Annotated in this window: 14 protein-coding genes and 1 pseudogene; 6 read left to right on the plus strand and 9 right to left on the minus strand. The window is 71.9% G+C overall.

The features are described 5' to 3' along the window. The first annotated feature begins 134 nt into the window (after positions 1 to 134). Together AOJ26_RS11405 and AOJ26_RS11410 are read left to right on the plus strand one after the other, a co-directional pair. Positions 135 to 1,325 (plus strand): beta-1,3-glucanase family protein, encoded by a 1,191-nt coding sequence (locus AOJ26_RS11405; RefSeq protein WP_053848120.1) that lies wholly within the window; start codon positions 135 to 137, stop codon positions 1,323 to 1,325. Positions 1,326 to 1,381: 56 nt separating this feature from the next. After that, a complete protein-coding gene (locus AOJ26_RS11410; RefSeq protein ID WP_053848121.1) occupies positions 1,382 to 2,461 on the plus strand; it encodes a PP2C family protein-serine/threonine phosphatase in 1,080 nt (359 codons plus the stop codon). On the opposite strand, the gene AOJ26_RS11415 is transcribed toward AOJ26_RS11410, so the two are convergent. Then, the gene (locus tag AOJ26_RS11415; RefSeq protein WP_053848122.1) at positions 2,418 to 4,667 is read right to left on the minus strand and encodes an MMPL family transporter; all 2,250 of its coding nucleotides are present in this window, start codon (positions 4,665 to 4,667) and stop codon (positions 2,418 to 2,420) included. The genes AOJ26_RS11410 and AOJ26_RS11415 overlap by 44 nt on opposite strands. Positions 4,668 to 4,843: 176 nt before the next feature. On the opposite strand from AOJ26_RS11415, the gene AOJ26_RS11420 reads away from it, so the two are divergent. Continuing rightward, positions 4,844 to 5,050 carry a hypothetical protein gene (locus AOJ26_RS11420; RefSeq protein ID WP_053848123.1) on the plus strand — a complete coding sequence of 69 codons (207 nt, stop codon included), beginning with the start codon at positions 4,844 to 4,846 and terminating at the stop codon, positions 5,048 to 5,050. An 83-nt stretch (positions 5,051 to 5,133) separates the two neighbouring features. Here the strand turns inward: AOJ26_RS11420 and AOJ26_RS11425 are convergent. Continuing rightward, positions 5,134 to 6,266: pseudogene (locus AOJ26_RS11425) on the minus strand (sulfite oxidase). A 137-nt stretch (positions 6,267 to 6,403) separates the two neighbouring features. Between AOJ26_RS11425 and sthA the strand changes: the two are divergent. Then, complete coding sequence (sthA, locus tag AOJ26_RS11430) at positions 6,404 to 7,807, plus strand: Si-specific NAD(P)(+) transhydrogenase (RefSeq protein ID WP_053848124.1); 1,404 nt, start codon at positions 6,404 to 6,406, stop codon at positions 7,805 to 7,807. Positions 7,808 to 7,810: 3 nt separating this feature from the next. Here sthA and AOJ26_RS11435 read toward each other — a convergent pair whose 3' ends face one another. Next, positions 7,811 to 8,293, minus strand: coding sequence for a DUF5709 domain-containing protein (locus tag AOJ26_RS11435; protein WP_053848125.1), 483 nt, complete (start codon positions 8,291 to 8,293; stop codon positions 7,811 to 7,813). Between the two features lie 352 nt (positions 8,294 to 8,645). Here AOJ26_RS11435 and AOJ26_RS11440 point away from each other — a divergent pair, with 352 nt between their 5' ends. Both AOJ26_RS11440 and AOJ26_RS11445 read left to right on the plus strand, forming a co-directional pair. Next, positions 8,646 to 10,118, plus strand: coding sequence for an APC family permease (locus AOJ26_RS11440; RefSeq protein WP_053848126.1), 1,473 nt, complete (start codon positions 8,646 to 8,648; stop codon positions 10,116 to 10,118). A gap of 11 nt (positions 10,119 to 10,129) precedes the next feature. Then, positions 10,130 to 11,089, plus strand: a complete 960-nt coding sequence (locus tag AOJ26_RS11445) for a hypothetical protein (RefSeq protein ID WP_053848127.1) — start codon at positions 10,130 to 10,132, stop codon at positions 11,087 to 11,089. A gap of 13 nt (positions 11,090 to 11,102) precedes the next feature. Here AOJ26_RS11445 and AOJ26_RS11450 read toward each other — a convergent pair whose 3' ends face one another. From AOJ26_RS11450 to AOJ26_RS11475, 6 genes are all read right to left on the minus strand, one after another. Continuing rightward, positions 11,103 to 12,272, minus strand: coding sequence for a HoxN/HupN/NixA family nickel/cobalt transporter (locus tag AOJ26_RS11450; protein WP_053848128.1), 1,170 nt, complete (start codon positions 12,270 to 12,272; stop codon positions 11,103 to 11,105). A gap of 127 nt (positions 12,273 to 12,399) precedes the next feature. Further along, positions 12,400 to 13,254 (minus strand): proteasome subunit beta, encoded by an 855-nt coding sequence (gene prcB / locus AOJ26_RS11455; RefSeq protein WP_053848129.1) that lies wholly within the window; start codon positions 13,252 to 13,254, stop codon positions 12,400 to 12,402. Between the two features lie 112 nt (positions 13,255 to 13,366). Continuing rightward, positions 13,367 to 14,854 carry a hypothetical protein gene (locus AOJ26_RS11460; RefSeq protein ID WP_053848130.1) on the minus strand — a complete coding sequence of 496 codons (1,488 nt, stop codon included), beginning with the start codon at positions 14,852 to 14,854 and terminating at the stop codon, positions 13,367 to 13,369. A 161-nt stretch (positions 14,855 to 15,015) separates the two neighbouring features. Then, positions 15,016 to 17,370 (minus strand): glycoside hydrolase family 65 protein, encoded by a 2,355-nt coding sequence (locus AOJ26_RS11465; protein ID WP_053848131.1) that lies wholly within the window; start codon positions 17,368 to 17,370, stop codon positions 15,016 to 15,018. Beyond that, the gene (locus AOJ26_RS11470; RefSeq protein WP_053848132.1) at positions 17,367 to 18,104 is read right to left on the minus strand and encodes a beta-phosphoglucomutase family hydrolase; all 738 of its coding nucleotides are present in this window, start codon (positions 18,102 to 18,104) and stop codon (positions 17,367 to 17,369) included. The genes AOJ26_RS11465 and AOJ26_RS11470 overlap by 4 nt, the downstream gene beginning before the upstream one ends. A 43-nt stretch (positions 18,105 to 18,147) precedes the next feature. Further along, positions 18,148 to 18,585: a nuclear transport factor 2 family protein gene (locus AOJ26_RS11475; protein WP_053848133.1), complete on the minus strand. Its 438-nt coding sequence runs from the start codon at positions 18,583 to 18,585 to the stop codon at positions 18,148 to 18,150. Between the last annotated feature and the right edge of the window lie 64 nt (positions 18,586 to 18,649).

The following is an 18,649-nucleotide window of genomic DNA, read 5'->3' on the forward strand; positions in this document are numbered from 1 at the left end:
CACCCCCGCTTAAACGGGACTTAAGGCCGGATTAAACGCCGTCGGCTCGGTGTGCCGCAGCGCCCGCCGTCCGTACTATCGGGCCCCGTCACCCCCCTGAGAGCGCTCTCACCTCGCTGAGGAGACCCCCCCACATGACACCTCGTCACCAGCACCGGCTCGGTCGCCGCAAGGTCCTCTTCGCCCTCGGCGGAGCGATGGCGGCCGCGCCCGCCGTCGCCGCACTGGCTCCCCACGCCCTCGCCGACGGCAGCCGCAACACGGCCGCCGGAGCCCTGCCGCTGACCGTCGTCAACAACACCGGCGCCTTCGACAACGCCAACGTCCACCTGTACATCGTGGGCAACCAGGACGGCAGGCAGGTCCGCGTCACCCCCGACGGCACCCTCGCTCCCGTCGCCCTCTCCGACAACGGCGCCGACGGTTACACCGACTACGCGATACCCCTGTCCGCCGGCGGCGAGACCGGTCTGTCGCTCCCCTACCTGTCCGGCCGGATCTACGTGTCCCTGGGCGCGAAGCTGAAGTTCAAGGCCGTCGCCGACGGCAACGGCGACCCCGCCCTCCAGTACCCGGCCGGCTGGGTGGCCTCGGACCCCAACTACCCGGTGCTGCACGACTGCGCCGAGTTCACCTACAACTCCGCGGGCATGTTCTGCAACACCACCATGGTGGACATGTTCAGCGTGCCGATGAGCATCCGGCTGACCGGGGCGCAGGACCAGACGACGGGCACCCTGCGCGCCTCCGGGCGGGCCGCCGCCTTCGCCGCCGTACGCCAGGTCCCGGAGTTCGCGCCCCTCGTCGTGGACGACACGCGGGTCATCGCGCCCGGTCACGGTCTGGACGCCGGCCTGTTCCCGGCCGACTACTTCGCGCCCGCCGTCGACGAGGTGTGGAGCACGTACACGGGCAGGGACCTGACCGTCACCACGAACGCGGGCACCTTCACCGGCCGGGTACGCGGGGAGCAGTTGGTGTTCACGGGGCCCGCGCAGGTCTCCTTCGCCCGGCCGTCGACCCGGGACGTGCTGTTCTGCCACGGCGCGCTCGCCGCTCCCAACGACGGCACGACAGGGCCGGTCGCCGCGGTGCTCGGCGCCGGGTTCAACCGGTCGACCCTGGTCGGCTCCGCGGCCCAGCCGACCACCGACCCGGCCGCCTTCTACCGGACCGCGCTCACCAACCACTACGCCAAGGCCATGCACGCGGCCGCGGTGGACGGCAAGGCGTACGGCTTCGCCTTCGACGACGTGGCCGACTTCGCCTCCTACGTCCAGGACACGGCTCCGACCGGGATCCGGCTGACGCTCACGCCGTTCTAGAGCCGGTTCGGCGTGCGGGGCCGGGCCGGTCGTAGCAGCGTGGTGGTGTGAGCGGAGTGCGCGACCGGGACCGGCGGAGCTGGCTGCGGGGAGCGCCGCCGCCGGGCTGGGTGCGGGTGCTGCCCGCCGCGCTGCTGGCGGGGGTGTGCGTGGCCACGCTCGCGAGCCCCGGTCCGCTCGACATCGGGTTCCTGCTGGGCGCCATCCCGCCGCTCGCCGTGCTGTCGTACGGACCGCTGGCGACCGCCGTGCTCGGCGGGCTCGTCCTGGTCGTGCTGAACGTGCCGGTGTTCCGGCTGAACGATCCGGGCAGCACCGATCTGCTGACCGTCGGCTTCGTCGCCGCGCTCAGTGTGATCGTGTCGTTCGTCCGCAGCCGGCGGGACGCCCAGCTGGTGACCGAGCGCGCGGTCGCGGAGGCCGCGCAGCGGGCCGTGGTGCCGCCGTTGCCCGAGCGGGTGGCGGGCGTGCGGTGTGCGGGGCTGTACCGGGCCGCGCAGCGCGGGACGCTGGTCGGGGGCGACTTCTTCGACGTGCGGGAGGGGTCCTGCGGGGTGCGGGCGGTGATGGGTGACGTGCAGGGGCACGGGCTGTCGGCCGTCGCCACCGTGGCCTCGCTGCTGGGAGCCTTCCGGGAGGCGGTGCTGGACCGGCCGGATCCCGAGTCGGTGGCCGCTCGGCTGGACCGGCGGCTGGCGGTGGACTCCGCGACCGTGCCGCACTCGGAGCTGTTCGCGACGGCGGTGGTGCTGGAGTTCGGCGCCGGGGCCGCGGCCGTACGGATCGTGGCGTGCGGGCAGCCCGGGCCGGTCCTGCTGCGCGACGGGCGGGCGGTGGAACTCGACGTCCCGGTGGGCACCCCGCTGGGCCTGGGCCTGGCCGACGCCTCGCCGCCGAGGGGGATCACGGTCCCGCTGCGGCCGGGTGACCGGCTCTTCCTGGCCTCGGACGGCGTCTGGGAGGCCAGGAACGCCGCCGGGGACTTCTATCCGCTGCTCGACCGGATCGCCGGGTTCCCGGGTGACCTCCCGGACCTCGTCGAACGGGTCTGGGCCGACCTCGTCCGCTACGCGCCGGCGCTCCAGGACGACGTCACGATGCTCGTTCTCGCGCCCGGGGCCCCGGAGCCCCGCTGACCGCCCCTTCCGCCTCATGGTCCCCCTCGGCGTCGATGTGCGGGAGGATCCGGTCGAGCCACCGGGGTGTCCACCACGCGCGCCGGCCCAGCAGGGTCATGACGGCCGGGACCATGAGCAGCCGTACGACGGTCGCGTCGATCAGCACGCTCACCGCGAGGCCCAGTCCGAGCATCTTGACCACGATGTTGTCGCTGACGATGAAGGCGGCGAAGACGCTCACCATGATCAGTGCCGCGCAGGTGATGACCCGGGCGGTGATCTCCAGGGCGTGGGCGACAGAGGCCTTGGCGTCCCCGGTGCGCAGCCAGGCCTCGTGCACCCGGGAGAGCAGGAAGATCTCGTAGTCCATGCTCAGCCCGAAGATGATCGCGAACATCATCATCGGCACATAGCTCTCGATGGGCACCTTGCCGGAGACGCCGAGCGCGGGGCCGCCCCAGCCCCACTGGAAGACGGCGACGACGACGCCGTAGGAGGCGGCGATCGACAGGACGTTGAGGACGGCCGCCTTCACGGCGACGAGCAGTCCGCGGAAGACCGCGAGGATGATCAGGAAGGCGAGGGCGACGACCACGCCGATGATCAGCGGCAGCCGGCTGGAGACGATGTCGCGGAAGTCGACCTGGGCGGCGGTCGTGCCGGTGACGTACCCCTTGGCGTCGGTGCCGGAGACCGCCGCGGGCAGGGTGGTGTCCACGAGGCGGTTGGTGAGGTCCGTGGTGGCGGCGCTCTGCGGGGACTTCTCGGAGTAGACCGTGGCGAGCAGGACGTCACCGTCCTTGGTGGGCGTCAGCGTGGTCACCGCGGCGGCGCCGGACACCCCGTCGAGGGTCTTCTGTGCCTTGGAGGACAGGTCGGAGCGCTGGGCGGACGGCACGGACGTCTGGTCGATGACGACGGTGAGCGGGCCGTTGGAGCCGGGACCGAAGGCGTCGGTCATCAGGTCGTAGGCCCGCCGGTCGGTGAAGGAGGTGGGGTCGGCGCCGTCGCCGATGTGGCCGAGCTGGAGGGAGAAGACGGGGATGGCGAGGACGACGACGGCCGTCACGCCCGCGGCCAGGTAGCGCCACGGCCGCCGCTCGACCCGCTGGGCGTACCGGTGCCAGGTCCCCTGCGGGCTCTCGCCCTCGGCGGCGCCGGTCTCCGCGACGGGCTTCCGGACCCGGTAGCGGTCGATCCGGCCGCCGATCAGGCCCAGCAGGGCCGGGACCAGGGTCAGGGCGCCCAGGACGGCGGAGACGACCGTCACGGCGGCCGCGAGACCGAGTTTCCCGATGAACGCCACCCCGGACGCGGACAGTCCGGCCAGGGCGATGATCACCGTGCAGCCGGAGACCAGGACGGCCCGACCGCTGGTCGCGGTGGCCCCGCCCGCAGCGCGCACCGGATCCTTGCCGTCCATCAGGCTCTGCCGGTGGCGGGTGATCTGGAAGAGCGCGTAGTCGATCCCGACGCCGAGTCCGATCATGGTGGCCAGGGTGGGCGAGACGGTGGCGAAGGTGAACGCCGAGGCCAGCAGTCCCAGGCAGGCGAGCCCCCCGATCACACTGATCAGCGCGGTCACCAGGGGGATCCCGGCGGCGATCACACTGCCGAAACCGACGAGCAGGACGACGATCGCCACGGCGAACCCGATCAGTTCGCTCACCCTGTCGTCGGCGGCGGGCCGCGCGAGTTCACCGAGCGGACCGCCGTACTCGACGTCGGCCCCGGCGGCCCGCAGCGGCTGTACGGCGTCGTCGACCCCGTGGAGGTAGCCGTCGCCGAGGGTCGAGGGCTGGACGTCGAAGCGGACCGTGATGTACGCCGTCTTCCCGTCCGAGGACAGCGGGCCGACCTTCGAGGCGGGCGTGGACAGCGGGTTCTGCGCGGACAGGACGTGCGGCAGCTTCTGGAGGTCGGTGACGGTCGTGGACATCTGCGAGCCGAGCGAGGAGAGCGCCTTGTCACCGTCGTGCAGCACGATCTGGCTGCTGTAGCCGCCGGCCGCCGGGTCGTGCCGTTTCAGCACGTCGAGGCCCTCCTGCGACTGGACGCCGGGCAGGGAGAAGTTGTCGGAGTACTCCCCGCCGAAGGACCGGTTCAGGGTCTGCAGGGCGACCAGGGCCACGAGCCAGGCGACCAGGACGGTCACGAAGTGCCGGGCGCACCACTCCCCCAGTCTGCGCAGACCGCCCTTGGAGCCGTTTCGCGTACGGGACATGGCATCGTCTTCCCTGCCGAACCCGGGAGAGCAATACTCCCATTACACGCTTTCCCGATCATTCAGGCATCCTGGACGCTTCGGGATGCAGGGTCGGCCCGGGCGTTGAATGGTGATATCGGACCCGTTGACAGCACCGGGACCGCACAGTCATCCGGATCCTAGGAGCACAGATCATGCCGACGTCACAGCCCGACGTGTCCGGGCCGTCCGAGGACCGCGCCACCCCGGACGACCTGCTCCACGCCCGTACCGGCACCGAAGCGTCACCGGAGGACCTCGTCCTTGCCTCGGGCAAGGACATCACCCCGCACACCCTCGAGTGGGCCCGGCGCAAGCTGGCGGCGGAGGGCCCGGCCGCGCTCGACAAACTGCTGCCCTAGCCACGACGACCGGGTGGTGTCCGGCTGTCCCGGGACGGCCGGACACGCCTCCCCCGGCGACCGCACCGGCACGGAACCGCGCCTCAGCGCTCCGCCGACTCCTCGTCCAGGCACAGCACTTGGACCCGCTGCACGAGGTTGTTGGCGAAGCCGCCCCGGTTCCACGGCTGTTGGAGCGGCTGGGTGTGCCCCTGCGCGTCGGTGGCCCGCGCGCTCAGCACGAACTCCCCGGGCTCGACGCGCCAGTCGAAGCGCCAGCGCCGCCAGGCCCAGCGGTGACCGGTGTCCGGTTCGAGCTCCGCCTCGCGCCAGGAGCGGCCCGCGTCCGTGCTCACCTCGGCCCGGACGACCGGGGCCGCCCCGACCAGGCACGCCCCTCCAGCGTCACCGTGCCGGGCCGTACCACCCGGGCGCGGGACATGAAGTCCGGGAAGCCGGGCGGGACGAGCAGGGCGCGCGGCGCGATCCGGGTGACCGGCTCACCCTCCTCGTCGGGGTGCTGCCGGAGCCGGTAGGCGACGGCCTGCTGGAACCCGGCGAAGGGGGCGTCGGTGACGGTGATCCCGCGCAGCCACTTCACGTGAGCCATGCCGTACCAGCCGGGCACGACGAGCCGGAGCGGACTGCCGTGCTGCGGCGGCAACGGGGCGCCGTTCATCTCGTAGGCCACCAGCACCTCGGGCTCGGTGCCGGTGGCCACGTCGAGGGGCAGGGCCCGCTGGTAGTCCTGTTCGACACCGCGCTCCACCCCGTGGTCGGCGCCGGTGCACACCACGTCGACGGCGTCGTCCTCCACCCCGGCCGCCGCGAGCAGCAGCCGCAGGGGTACGCCGGTCCACTCGGCGGTGCCGACCGCCTCAACGAGCCAGGGCTGGCTGACCGGGCGGGGCGTGAGCAGGGCCCGGCCGTTGCCCGCGCACTCCAGCGTGATCCGTGTGGTGACCCGTGGAAGGGCCCGCAGTTCGGCCGGGGTCAGGGTGAGCGGACGACGGACCCGGCCGCCGATGACGAGTTGCCAGGGGGCGCCCTCGGGGACGTACGGGATGTCGTAGTGCGTGAGGACGTAGTGCAGGCCCGGCGGGGTCAGGTCGTGGCGCATGGCCTCGAGAGGCAGGCCGTGGTTGCGGGTGGCGAGCGCCAGTTCGTCCCGGCCGATGCCCTCCTCGGGGGCGGCGAGCCGGGCCGGGGTGCTCGTGTCGGCGAGGCGGCGGCCCATGGCCGTATTGTCCCGCGGTCCGCCCGGGCTGTCGCGGGCCACGGCGCGGCCTGCGCGGCTGCTCCGCGCCGACGGAGTTCCGACGGTTCACCGCTCACCCTTTCGCAGGGTGCCCCGCGGCTGCCAGACTTCCGAGGGTGCCCGACTTCGACATGCTTGTCATCGGATCCGGTCCGGGTGGCCAGAAGGCCGCCATCGCCGCGGCCAAGCTGGGCCGCCGGGTCGCCGTCGTCGACCGCCCCGACATGGTCGGCGGGGTCTCCATCCACACCGGCACCATCCCCTCCAAGACCCTGCGCGAGGCGGTGCTGTACCTGACCGGCCTCACCCAGCGGGACCTGTACGGCCAGAGCTACCGGCTCAAGGAGGACATCACCGTCTCCGACCTGACCGCGCGCACCCAGCACGTGGTGGGCCGTGAGGTCGACGTGATCCGCAGCCAGCTCTCCCGCAACCACGTCGCCCTCTACGCCGGCACCGGCCGCTTCGTCGACCCGCACACCGTCGCCCTGCGCGAGGTCACCGGGCACGAGCGGCTGCTCAGCGCCGAGAACATCGTCATCGCCACCGGCACCCGCCCGGCACGGCCGGACAGCGTCGAGTTCGACGGCCGCACGATCATGGACTCCGACAACGTGCTCGCCCTCGAACACGTCCCGCGCTCCATGGTCATCGTCGGCGCCGGGGTCATCGGCATGGAGTACGCCTCCATGTTCGCCGCGCTCGGCAGCAAGGTGACGGTCGTGGAGAAGCGGGCCGGGATGCTCGACATCTGCGATGTCGAGGTCATCGAGGCGCTGAAGTACCACCTGCGCGACCTCGCGGTGACCTTCCGGTTCGGGGAGACCGTCGCCGCGGTCGAGCGCCACCCGCGCGGCACGCTGACCATCCTGGAGAGCGGCAAGAAGATCCCGGCCGACGCCGTGATGTACTCGGCCGGCCGGCAGGGCCTGACGGACGAACTCGACCTGGACAAGGCCGGGTTGAGAGCCGACAGGCGCGGCCGGATCGCGGTCGACGAGCACTACCGCACCGAGGTGCCGCACATCTACGCCGTGGGAGACGTGATCGGCTTCCCGGCGCTGGCGGCGACCTCCATGGAACAGGGCCGGTCGGCCGCCTACCACGCGTTCGGCGAGCCGGTCGGGCAGATGCACCGCCTCCAGCCCATCGGCATCTACACCATCCCGGAGATCAGCTTCGTCGGGCGCACCGAGGATCAGCTCACCGAGGACAGCGTGCCCTTCGAGGTGGGCATCTCGCGGTACCGCGAACTCGCCCGCGGCCAGATCATCGGGGACTCCCACGGCATGCTGAAACTGCTGGTCTCCCCGGTCGACCGCACCCTGCTCGGGGTGCACTGCTTCGGGACCGGGGCGACCGAGCTGATCCACATCGGGCAGACCGTGATGGGCTGCGGCGGTACGGTCGACTACCTGGTGGACGCGGTGTTCAACTACCCGACGCTCGCCGAGTCGTACAAGGTCGCCGCCCTGGACGCCACGAACAGGCTCCGCCAGATCGACCGGATCGGGGACTGACCCTCAGAGCTGGTCGGGGTCCTCGACCACGTGCACGGCGGCCTCCTCCGCGCCGGCCGCGCCCGCGTCGATGCCCACGTCGGTGGCGACCTCTTCCTTCGTGGTGGTGGGGTGGGCGCCCTCGTCGGGGGCGACGAGGCGTCCGGCGCGGTCGGCGCCGGCCTGCGGGTCGACCGGTTCGCCCTCTCCGCCGGGCAGGTCGCCGATCTCGTCGCCGAGGGGCTCGGTCGCCTCGGGAACCTCCTGGGCCAGGCGCTCGTCGAGAGTCTCGCCCTCGTGCTGCTCGGCGGCGGTGGTGCCGTGCCGGGTGACGCCGAGGGGCTTCTCCGGCGGCGAGTAGCCCTCGTCGAGGGTGTCGTCATAGGTCCGCTCGTCGAGGGCGTCCTGGAGGTCCAGGGGCGCCGCGTCCTCCTGCTCCTCGTTGGTTCCGGTGGGCTGGTAGGCGTCGTCGGCCATCGGCTCGGCAGATGTCGGTTCGGTGCCCATGGGCTGCCTCCCTCGCGCGTCGCGTACGTTCGGTGCGATGTCCTGATCCGCGTTTCCCCGTATGCGCTCCCCAACCTCAAAAGGCTGCCGGAGTAAGGCATTCCACAGCCGGAAGGTTACCCCCCAGTTAATCTTGAAGCGTCAAGGAATAGGGCTATCATCACTCGCACACACGGAGTGACCGGCCGTCCACGCAGCGGTCGTACGGTCCTGCGCACCCTTCCGTTCCTCTCTCCACCGCCCCGGCCCGAGGCCATCCCTCTCGCGGTCCGGAGCGGAGCCACCCCCCACCCCTTTTGCGCTGCACGGTCCCCTCCGCCGTGCGTCGTGCCCTACGGAAAGCAGCACAACCATGAGCATCAGCAGGGGCAGAGGGCTGCAGGCCAACGCCCTCGGTACCTTCGACACCGTGGTGATGGCCGTCGCGGGCAGCGCGCCGGCGTACTCGATCGCCGCGACCACCGCGGTCCTGGTCGGCTCGGTGGGCCTGGCCAGTCCGGCGGCTCTGCTGTACTGCGCGATACCCATGCTCGGCATCGCGCTCGCGTTCAGCTACCTGAGCCGGATCGACGTGAACGCGGGGGCCAGTTACTCCTGGGTGGGCCGTACCCTCCATCCCTTCCTGGGCTTCGTCTCCGGCTGGGCGCTGGTGATCTCGGCGACCATCTTCATGGTGGCCGGTTCGCTGCCCGCCGGTTCGATGACACTGGCCCTCTTCGACGCGGACCTCGCGGACGACACCGCGCTGTCGACCGTCGTGGGCGCGGCCTGGTTCGTGCTGATGCTGCTCGTGGTACTCGGCGGTGCCCGGCTCACCGTGCGCGCCCAGCTCGTGATGTCCGGTGTGGAGCTGGCGATACTGGCCCTGTTCGCGGTGCTCGCCCTCTTCCACACCGGCAACGCGCGCACCTTCGAGTGGTCCTGGCTGGGCTTCGGCCACTTCGACGGCATGGCCGGCTTCGCGTCGGGCGCGCTGATCGCCGCGTTCTACTACTGGGGCTGGGACGTCACCAGCAACCTGAGCGAGGAGACCCGCAACAGCCGCCGCACGACGGGACTCGCGGGGCTCATCGGGGTCGGCATCGTCTTCCTGCTGTTCGAGGTCTTCACCATCGCGGTGAACGTCGTCCTCACCTCGAAGCAGATCGAGGACAACGACGCCAACGTGCTGGCCGTGCTCGGTGAGGAGGTCTGGCCGGGCTGGGGCGGCAAGCTGCTGATCGTCGCGGTGATGCTGTCGACCATCGCCACCCTGGAGACCACCCTGATCCAGGTCACCCGCTCGCTGTTCGCGATGGGCCGGGACCGTACGATGCCGTCCGCGCTGGGCAGGGTGCACCGCCGCTGGAACACCCCCTGGGTGGCGATCGTGGTGGTCGGCACGGTGGCGCTGCTGATGTTCATCGCCTCCAACGCCCTGGGCTCGGTGGGCGACATCCTCTCCGACGCCATCTCGGCGATCGGTCTGCAGATCGCCGTCTACTACGGCCTCAGCGGCCTCGCGGTCGTCGTCGCGTACCGCAAGATGCTGCTGAAGTCCCCGACCGACTTCCTGCTCGGCGGGCTCTGGCCGCTGCTGGGCGCCCTGTTCATGTTCTGGGTCTTCGTCGAGTCGCTGGGCGAGCTGAGCACCGCCGCGATCACGATCGGCGTCGGCGGGCTGGCCGTGGGTCTGGTCCCGATGCTCTGGTACTGGCGGCGGGGCAGCGACTACTACCGGCCCGCACGGCTCGACGCGAGCCGCACCGTCGAGGCGGACTACGTTCCCGACGGCGGGGCGGCCGGGTCCTCACTCGTCCACGAGGGTCTCCCCACCGACTTCTGAGGGGTTGTGCGATGGCGAGAGACCGTTTCGCACCCGAATTCGATCCCGACTGCGGGGACGTCCCGCTCACCAGCGCCCGCCAGGACATCGTCATCGGCCGCTGGCAGGGCCTGCGCGAACTGCTGCGCGCCACCGGGCCCGACTGGCTCTCCCGGGGCCACCGGGTACGGGTGCTCGCCCAGGCCTGCGCGGGCAGTTCGACGGTCGAGTCGTGGCTCGCGGCCGAACCGCACAACGGTGACGCGCTGGTGCTGCGGGCGGCCACCGAGACGGCCCGGGCGTTCAACCTGGCCATCGCGGCGGGCCGGGGTGTGCCGATCGACCAGCGCCGCGTCGACTCCGCGGTGATGGCCTGCCTCCACGCGTCCGAGGCGTTCGTGGACGACCCCACGCCGTGGATCTCCCTGATCTCGGTGGCCAGGCTGTACCCGGCCGGCGTGCGGCGCCAGGAACTGGGGCGCTGGTGGGACGAGTTGCACGCGCGGGACCCGTACAGCGTCGAGGGGCACCTCCAGGTGCTGCACTACTACTCGGCCCGCTGGCACGGCTCGAACGGCCTGATGTACGACTTCGCCCGCGACGCGGCCGGCGTGGCGCCGCCGGGTTCCGCCCTGCCGGTGCTGGTGCAGTACGCGCGGGTCGAGGAGTACCGCACGGCGACGGAGGCCGCCGACGACAGGCGGGCCTCCGTGGGCCTTGGGCAGCACTGGAAGAACGACGGGGCCGTCAGTGACGTACGGCGCACCTGGCAGCGCTGGATCGTGGGCCGCGCCGAGCCGGCGCCGGCCCCGGGCGAGCTGCGTGACCTCAACTACCTGACCCACGCGGCCTGCCACGCGGGTCTCGCGGAGATCGCGGTGCCGCTGCTGCGTCTCCTGGACCGCCGGGGCACCCGCGCCCCGTGGTCGTACACCGGCGATCCGCACCAGCAGTTCGTCAAGTGGCGAAAGGAGTTCCGGGTGCGGGGCTGAGCGGCGGACGACCTCAGCCGCCGGACCGCTCCCCCGCCGTCCCGGTCGTCCCGGCCGTCCATTTCTCCTCGATGCGGCCGACCTTCCACACCACCAGGGCGACGATCCAGGTGGCGAGGAACAGGGCCACGACGACGAAGCCCAGGAGGTTGAGGTCGAGGCCGCTGATCCAGGTCCAGAAGGGGCCGTGGAGGTCCAGCCCGTCGGCCAGCAGGCCGAGGAGTTCGACCGTGCCGATGAGGAGGGCCACCGCGACCGACAGGCCGGTGATCGTGAGGTTGTAGTAGACCTTGCGGACCGGCTTCGAGAACGCCCAGCCGTAGGCGAAGTTCATGAAGGAGCCGTCGATCGTGTCGAGGAGGGACATGCCGGCGGCGAAGAGGACAGGCAGGGTGAGGATCGCGTACCAGGGCAGCCCGGAGGCCGCGCCCGACCCGGCCAGGACCAGCAGGGCGATCTCCGTCGCCGTGTCGAAGCCCAGGCCGAAGAGGAGGCCGAGCGGGTACATCTGCCACGGCTTGGTGATCGACTTCATGACACGGCCGAGCAGGCGGTTCATGAAGCCGCGGTTGTTCAACTGCTCCTCCAGCGCGGCCTCGTCGTAGCGGCCGGAGCGCATCCGCCGGAACACCTTCCAGATGCCCACGAGGACGACCAGGTTGACCGCGGCGATGAGGTAGAGGAACGCCCCCGAGACCGTCGTACCGATCAGCGCGGTCACGTCGTGGAGCCGGGAGTCGTCGTCGCGGACCGGTCCCGCGAGGGCTTTGACGCCGAGCGAGAGCAGCAGCGCGAGGGCGAAGACGACACTGGAGTGGCCGAGCGAGAACCAGAAGCCCACCGACAGCGGCCGCTGTCCGTCGCCCATCAGCTTGCGGGTGGTGTTGTCGACGGCCGCGATGTGGTCGGCGTCGAAGGCGTGCCGCATGCCGAGCGTGTAGGCGGTCACGCCGATGCCGATGCCGAAGGACTTCTCGCCGACGGCGTAGTGGTGCGGGGCGACGATCGCGACGAGGGTGAACCAGCCGATCACGTGCAGGCCCACCACGACCGCGGCCATGCCGCCCGCCCTGACCCACTCCTGCCGCGTCATGGAGCCGCGGACGCGGTGCCGTACCGAGCCCCTCACGGGGGCGGCGGTGGCGGGGAGGAGGGGCGGAGCGGAGTCAGGGGCGGCCGTCATCGGGCGGAGGATCCTTCTTCGGTGGGTACGGCCGCGGTCAGCAGCCTTGTGCCATCCTCCGGTACCTGCAAGTCATGTGCAGTAAAGCCCGTGGCAGGTCTTTCCCACGTCTGGGGAAAGTGCCCGTTCAGGGCGTCGCGTTCGGCCCGTCCGGCCGGTCGCGGCGCTTTTCGACCATCTCGCGGCTGAGGTCCGCGGTCTCCGGCTCGGACAGCCGCTCGAAGCCGTCCTCGGTGATGACGGAGACGATGGGGTAGATGCCGCGGTTGAGGTCGGGGCCACCGGTGGCGGAGTCGTCGTCGGCCGCGTCGTAGAGCGCCTGGAGCGCGGCGAGCGCGGCCTCGCGGCGCTCCAGGCCCCTGCGGAACAGCTTCTTCAACGCGCCCCTGGCGTACGGCGATCCGGAGCCCTCGGCGTGGAAGTCGGTCTTCTCGTAGAGGCCGCCGGCGACGTCGAAGCTGAAGATGCGGCCGCGTTCGCCCTCCGGCGCCGAGGGGTCGTAGCCGGTGAGGAGGGGAACCACGGCGAGGCCCTGCATGGCCTGGCCGAGGTTCTGCCGGATCATGCCGGCGAGACGGCGCGCCTTGCCGTCGAGGGTCATAGCGACGCCCTCGATCTTCTCGAAGTGCGTCAGCTCGACCTGGTAGAGCTTGACCATGTCGAGGGCGAGTCCGACGGTGCCGGCGAAGGCGACCGCCGTGTGGTCGTCGGCGGGGTGCACCTTCTCCAGGTCGCGCTGGGCGATGAGGTTGCCCATGGTGGCTCTGCGGTCGCCCGCGATGAGCACGCCGTCGCGGTAGGTGAGGGCCAGCACGGTGGTGCCGTGCGGCACCTGGTCCGGCGCGGCCCGCACGCCGTCGGGCAGGACGCGGCGGGTACCGAGCAGTTCGGGGCGGTGGGCCGCCAGGAACTCGGTGAAGGACGAGGAGCCCGGGGTGAAGAACTCCTCCCCCAGCCGTCCGCCGTTCTCGTTCCACGTCATGGCACTCCCCCTCGCCTTCGCGCCGACAACCGAGTCCTACCAGAAGCGGGCGGGCCGGAAACGCCGGTCGCCGTTCACAGCGGGCGGCGGGCGGGGGCGATCCGCCCGGACCTCATGTCGGCCCGTGCGCGCTCACGTTCGGCGCCACGTGGATGTCCATCCCGGCGGCGGGCACGGTGGGCCAGTCGCGGGCGTAGGCGGGTGGCGCGGCCCCCGGCCGGGTGAGGACGGCGACGGGCATACGGCGGGACGCCCCGACGATCCCCGCCTCGGTGCTGTTGGTGTTGGGGCCCCAGGCCGCCGCGGAGGTGCACCCGGCGTAGTAGGCGACGGGGACCGACAGATGGCCGGTGAGCAGACAGGGCCGGCGCACCCCCAGACGGTTCAGCTCGTCCGCGGTGTCGGCCCAGTCGCGGTGGTGGCCCGTGGTGCGTTTCACCGTGCGCTCCAGCACGGCGTACTGCACCGCCAGGTGCCCCGCCAGCCCGATCGCGAGCAGCACCGCCGGGACGGGCCGCCACCGGCCGGCCGGGGTGGTCGCCAGGTGGAACAGCGCGTCGGCGACCGGGATCGCGAGCAGGGCGTAGGCGGGCAGCAGGAAGCGCGGGGCCGCGTACCCGATCAGGAACAGGTAGGGCACGGCGGCCGTCGCGGCGCAGGCCAGCGGGACGAGGGTGGCCCGGGTGCGCCCGGCCCGTACGGCGACCACCAGTCCGACGGCGGCCAGCAGCGGGAGGACGGCCCACCAGGCCATGACGGCGGGGTCCGGCAGCGGCCCCGTGCAGGGACGGCACAGGGACCGGCCGCTCAGGCTGCGCAGTTGGTCGTCGACGGCGAACTGCGGGCCGAGCCCGCCCTGGATGCGGGAGCCCTCGTGCAGGCGCTCGGCCAGGCCGCCGTAGCTGACGTACGCCTCGACGACCCACTGCGTGCCGCCCGCCACCAGTCCCGCCACCAGGGCGAGGACGGACCGCGCACGGCGGCCGACGGCTGCGGCGGCGAGCAGCGGGAGGGTGACCCACACGGCGTCGGTGGGCCGCATCCACGCCATGAGGCAGGCGCCCGCCACGACCCCCCACAGGGCCCTCGGGTTCTCCCGGGCCCGCAGGAAGCAGCCGGCCGCGCCCAGCCCGCCGACGGCGACCCAGTAGTTGGGCATGGCCTGGGGGCCGTAGAACACGGTGATCCACAGGGAGGCGAACAGGGCGCCGCCGACGGCGAGGACGCGGACCGGGAAGAGGCCGCGCCAGGCGCGCAGGGCCAGCCAGAGGCCGAGACCGGAGAGCACGGCGAGGTACACCCGCAGGAGTTCCGTCGAGGTCGACCAGCTCGCGATCGGCGCGACCAGCAGGGAGACACCGCGGGCGCGCGGGGCGCTGAAGAAGGCGGCCGGGGCCTGGGTGCCGACCTGGCTGACGTACACGGTCTCGTCCCAGCCCAGGCCCATGCCGGGGCGGACGAGGACGAGTTGGGCCAGGGTGAAGGCGGCGGCCACCGCCGCGAGCGGCCAGGAGCTTCCGGTGCGCCGCAGAGCGTCGGAGGCAGCCGACGGTATGCGCCGGTTGCCTCCGACGAGCAGAGCGCTGTCCCCGTGTGTCATCGTCCGTCCCTCACCCCGTGTGCCCCGGGACTGGTCAGGTCCTCGAAGCTGCCGTCCTCGAGGACTTCTGTCCTCGAAGGCATGGACAACCTAACCCGGGGCGGGAGGGGGTGCAGGGCGGAGTTCGGCCAAGCGGTGCCCTTCCGGACCGCCCGGCCGGCTCAGCGGGCGTGCGGGGCGCGGTGCCGGGGCTGGTCCGGAGCGGGCCGGTCACGCGGTGCCGGGACGGGGCGGACGACGGGCCCGTCGCCGTTCACGGTGAGACTGGTGCCGTGGTGGCGGATCGTCAGGGGCTCTCCCGACCTCAGGGTGTACGTCGCCTTGTCCGGACCGATCTCCACGCGCAGGCAGCGGCCGAGGAGCTGGAGGTTGAACGCGAGACGGCTGAACCGCTCGGGCAGCCGCGGGGCGAAGCACAGCGAGTCCCCGTCGCGCCTCAGTCCGCCGAACCCGGCCACCAATGCCGTCCAGGTGCCGGCGAGGGAGGCGATGTGGAGTCCGTCGCGGGTGTTGCTCTCCAGGTCGACGAGGTCCATCAGCGCCGCCTCGGCCGTGTAGGCGTAGGCGAGGGACAGGTGACCCGCGCGGGCCGCGACGACCGCCTGGACGCAGGCCGACAGGGAGGAGTCCCGTACGGTCAGGGGCTCGTAGTAGGCGAAGTTGCGGGCGATCTGCTCCTCGTCGTGGAACTCCTCGAACCAGCCGCTGCACAGGTACATCGCCAGCACCAGGTCGGCCTGCTTGACGACCTGCTTGCGGTAGATGTCGAAGTAGGGGAAGTGCAGCATCAGCGGGTACTGGTCGGCGCGGGTGTTCTCGAAGTCCCAGCGCTGGTAGCGGGTGAACCCCGCGTGCTGTTCGTGCACGCCGAGCTCGTCGTTGTAGGGGATGTGCACGGCCTCGGCGGCGTCCCGCCAGGCGGCGCTCTCCTCGTCGTCGACGCCGAGTTCGGCGGCCCGCTCCGGATACCGGCCGCAGGCGTCGGCGGCGGCGAGGAGGTTCGCGCGGGCCATGAGGTTGGTGTAGGTGTTGTCGTCGGCGACCGCGCTGTACTCGTCGGGCCCGGTGACGCCGTCGATGTGGAAGACGCCGTGGTGGTCGTGGTGGCCCAGCGAGCGCCACAACCGGGCCGTCTCCACGAGGAGTTCGACGCCGGTCTCGCGTTCGAAGTCCGTGTCGCAGGTGGCCTCGGTGTAGCGCACGACGGCGTCCGCGACGGCGGCGTTGACGTGGAAGGCGGCGGTGCCCGCGGGCCAGTACGCCGACCCTTCCGAGCCCTCGATGGTCCGCCAGGGGAACGCGGCGCCGTTCAGGCCGAGTTGCGCGGCGCGCTCGCGGGCGGCGGGCAGCGTCTTCTGCCGCCAGCGCAGTGCCTCGGCCACGGCCCGGGGCTCGGTGTAGGTGAGCAGCGGCAGCACGAAGGTCTCGGTGTCCCAGAAGGCGTGCCCGTCGTACCCGGATCCGGTCAACCCCTTGGCGGGGATGGCCCGTTGCTCCGCTCGGGCGCCCGCCTGGAGGACGTGGAAGAGGGCGAAGCGGACCGCCTGCTGGATCTCCTCGTCACCGTCGACCTCGACGTCGGCGCGGGCCCAGAAGTCGTCGAGATAGGACCGCTGTTCGTCCAGGAGTCCGTCCCAGCCGCTGTGGGCGGCGGCCGCCAGGGCCGCGTCGACCTGGTCGCTCATCGCGGGCCGGGAGCGGGTTCCGGACCAGCCGTGGGCGACCAGCTTCTCCACCCGCAGCCGCTGTCCCGGCTCCAGGACGGAGGTGACGGTCAGCCGGGCCAGGTCCACCGTCTCCTCGCTGCTGGTGGTGGTGCGTTCCGGTCCTTCGATCACGTGGTCGGCGGCCACGGCGACCCGCAGTCCGCTGTGCCGGGTGCGGTGCACCAGGCGCAGCCGGGTTCCGTCGGCGAAGCCCTCCTCGTGCTCCAGGGGCGACTTCAACGTCTTGGCGGCGCGCGGGTCGCCGTTCGGGCCGGGCAGGCTCTCGTTGGTGACCAGCTCGGACTGGATCACCACCCGGGTGCGGCTGTCGACGGGCTCCACCTCGTAGGCCACGGCGGCGACCGCCCGCTGGCTGAGCGAGACGAGCCGGGTCGAGCGCACCCGTATGCGCGAGCCGGCCGGCGAGATCCACTCGCAGGACCGCTCCAGGACGCCCCGGCGCAGGTCCAGGCAGCGTTCGTGGGACACGAGACGGCCGTAGCGCAGGTCGAAGGGCTCGTCGTCGACGAGGAGCCGCACGATCTTGCCGTTGGTGACGTTGATGGCGGTCTGGCCGGACTCGGGATAGCCGTAGCCGGCCTCGGCGTACGGCAGCGGATGCAGCTCGTGGACGCCGTTGAGGTAGGTGCCGGGCAGGCCGTGCGGTTCGCCCTCGTCGAGGTTGCCGCGCCAGCCGACATGGCCGTTGGACAGGGCGAAGACGGACTCGCTCTGGGCCAGGACGTCGAGCTTGAGGGAGGTCTCGCGGACGGCCCAGGGCTCGACGGTGTAGGAGCGTTGGGTGATCACGCGTGTCCTCCGAGCTCGGCGAGGCCCTTCACGACGATGTCCGCGCCGTGCTCGTACAGGGCGTCGGTCTGTCCGACGCGGTCCAGGCCGACGACGTACCCGAAGCCTCCGGCGCGGCCCGCGTCCATGCCGGCGAGGGCGTCCTCGAAGACGGCGGAGCGGGGTGCGTCGAGGCCCAGGTCCTCGGCGGCGGCGAGGAAGGTGTCGGGGTGCGGCTTGCCGGGGAGCCCGCGCTCGGCCGCGACCACGCCGTCGACGCGTACGTCGAAGAGGTCCTCGGCGTCGATCGCGCGCAGCACGTCACGGCAGTTGGCGCTGGAGGAGACGATCGCGGTGCGCAGGCCCTGGGCGCGGGCCGCGCGGATGTAGGCCAGGGTGTCGTCGTAGGGCTCGACGCCGTCGGTGCGGATCTTCTCCAGGACGAGGGCGTTCTTGCGGTTGCCGAGGCCGTGGACCGTCTCCGCGCCGGGCGGGTCGTCGGGTTTCCCGTCCGGCAGTTCGATGCCGCGGGAGGCGAGGAAGGTGCGCACGCCGTCGGCCCGTGGCAGGCCGTCGACGTACTGGTCGTAGTCATGGTCGTCGAAAGGCCGGAAATGATCGCTCTCGCGTTCGCGCAGGAACGCGTCGAACATCTCCTTCCAGGCCGCCGCGTGCACGACGGCCGTCCTGGTGACGACCCCGTCGAGGTCGAACAGGCAGGCCTTGATCTCTGCGGGTAGACCGAGCTCCGTCATAAAGGAGACGGTGCCCAGCCTTTCGCTTCGTCAACAAACGGATTCAGTCGTGCGGGAAGGAGTGGTGCTCGTGGGCCACCAGCCAGCGGCCGCGCTCCTTGCGCAGACCGAAGGTGAGCCGGAGCCGGAAGCCGGGGTCCGCGGCGAGTTCCTCCGGTGTGGCGCAGCGCACCAGGGCGTGGGCGTACGCGACGTCCGTGCCCGCGGTGACATGGAGGGACTCGATGTCGAAACGGGCACCCTGCGCCTGCCAGGCGAAGAAGGGCGGCCACGCCGCGCGGTAGGCGGCGAGTCCCCGGATGCCGTGGTGGGGTGACGCCACGTCGAACATGACGATGTCCTGGGCGTGGTCCGCGCTCACGCCGGCGAGGTCACCGCGGTGCACGGCCGCGGCCCACGCGGTGATGAGGGCGCGGATCCGCTCCTCGTCGGTGGCGCCGGCAGCGCCCGAGGCGTCGGACCGGTCGTGGTACTGGGGCACGTCTGGGGCTCCTTTCTCCCCCTTGCGCCCTCCAGGGTGCCTGGCCGACCCGCACTCATCGAAT

The organism is Streptomyces sp. NRRL B-24085, from assembly GCF_001282115.1.
Taxonomy (GTDB): domain Bacteria; phylum Actinomycetota; class Actinomycetes; order Streptomycetales; family Streptomycetaceae; genus Streptomyces.

What these genes read in the sequence shown, in the direction of transcription:
- AOJ26_RS11435 (WP_053848125.1), bottom strand. Translation starts at nt 8,293, where the DNA reads ATGGGCACCGAACCGACATCTGCCGAGCCGATGGCCGACGACGCCTAC.
- AOJ26_RS11450 (WP_053848128.1), bottom strand. Translation starts at nt 12,272, where the DNA reads ATGACGGCCGCCCCTGACTCCGCTCCGCCCCTCCTCCCCGCCACCGCC.
- AOJ26_RS11415 (WP_053848122.1), bottom strand. Translation starts at nt 4,667, where the DNA reads ATGTCCCGTACGCGAAACGGCTCCAAGGGCGGTCTGCGCAGACTGGGG.
- AOJ26_RS11445 (WP_053848127.1), top strand. Translation starts at nt 10,130, where the DNA reads ATGGCGAGAGACCGTTTCGCACCCGAATTCGATCCCGACTGCGGGGAC.
- prcB (WP_053848129.1), bottom strand. Translation starts at nt 13,254, where the DNA reads ATGACGTGGAACGAGAACGGCGGACGGCTGGGGGAGGAGTTCTTCACC.
- AOJ26_RS11460 (WP_053848130.1), bottom strand. Translation starts at nt 14,854, where the DNA reads ATGACACACGGGGACAGCGCTCTGCTCGTCGGAGGCAACCGGCGCATA.
- AOJ26_RS11470 (WP_053848132.1), bottom strand. Translation starts at nt 18,104, where the DNA reads ATGACGGAGCTCGGTCTACCCGCAGAGATCAAGGCCTGCCTGTTCGAC.
- AOJ26_RS11440 (WP_053848126.1), top strand. Translation starts at nt 8,646, where the DNA reads ATGAGCATCAGCAGGGGCAGAGGGCTGCAGGCCAACGCCCTCGGTACC.
- AOJ26_RS11405 (WP_053848120.1), top strand. Translation starts at nt 135, where the DNA reads ATGACACCTCGTCACCAGCACCGGCTCGGTCGCCGCAAGGTCCTCTTC.
- AOJ26_RS11420 (WP_053848123.1), top strand. Translation starts at nt 4,844, where the DNA reads ATGCCGACGTCACAGCCCGACGTGTCCGGGCCGTCCGAGGACCGCGCC.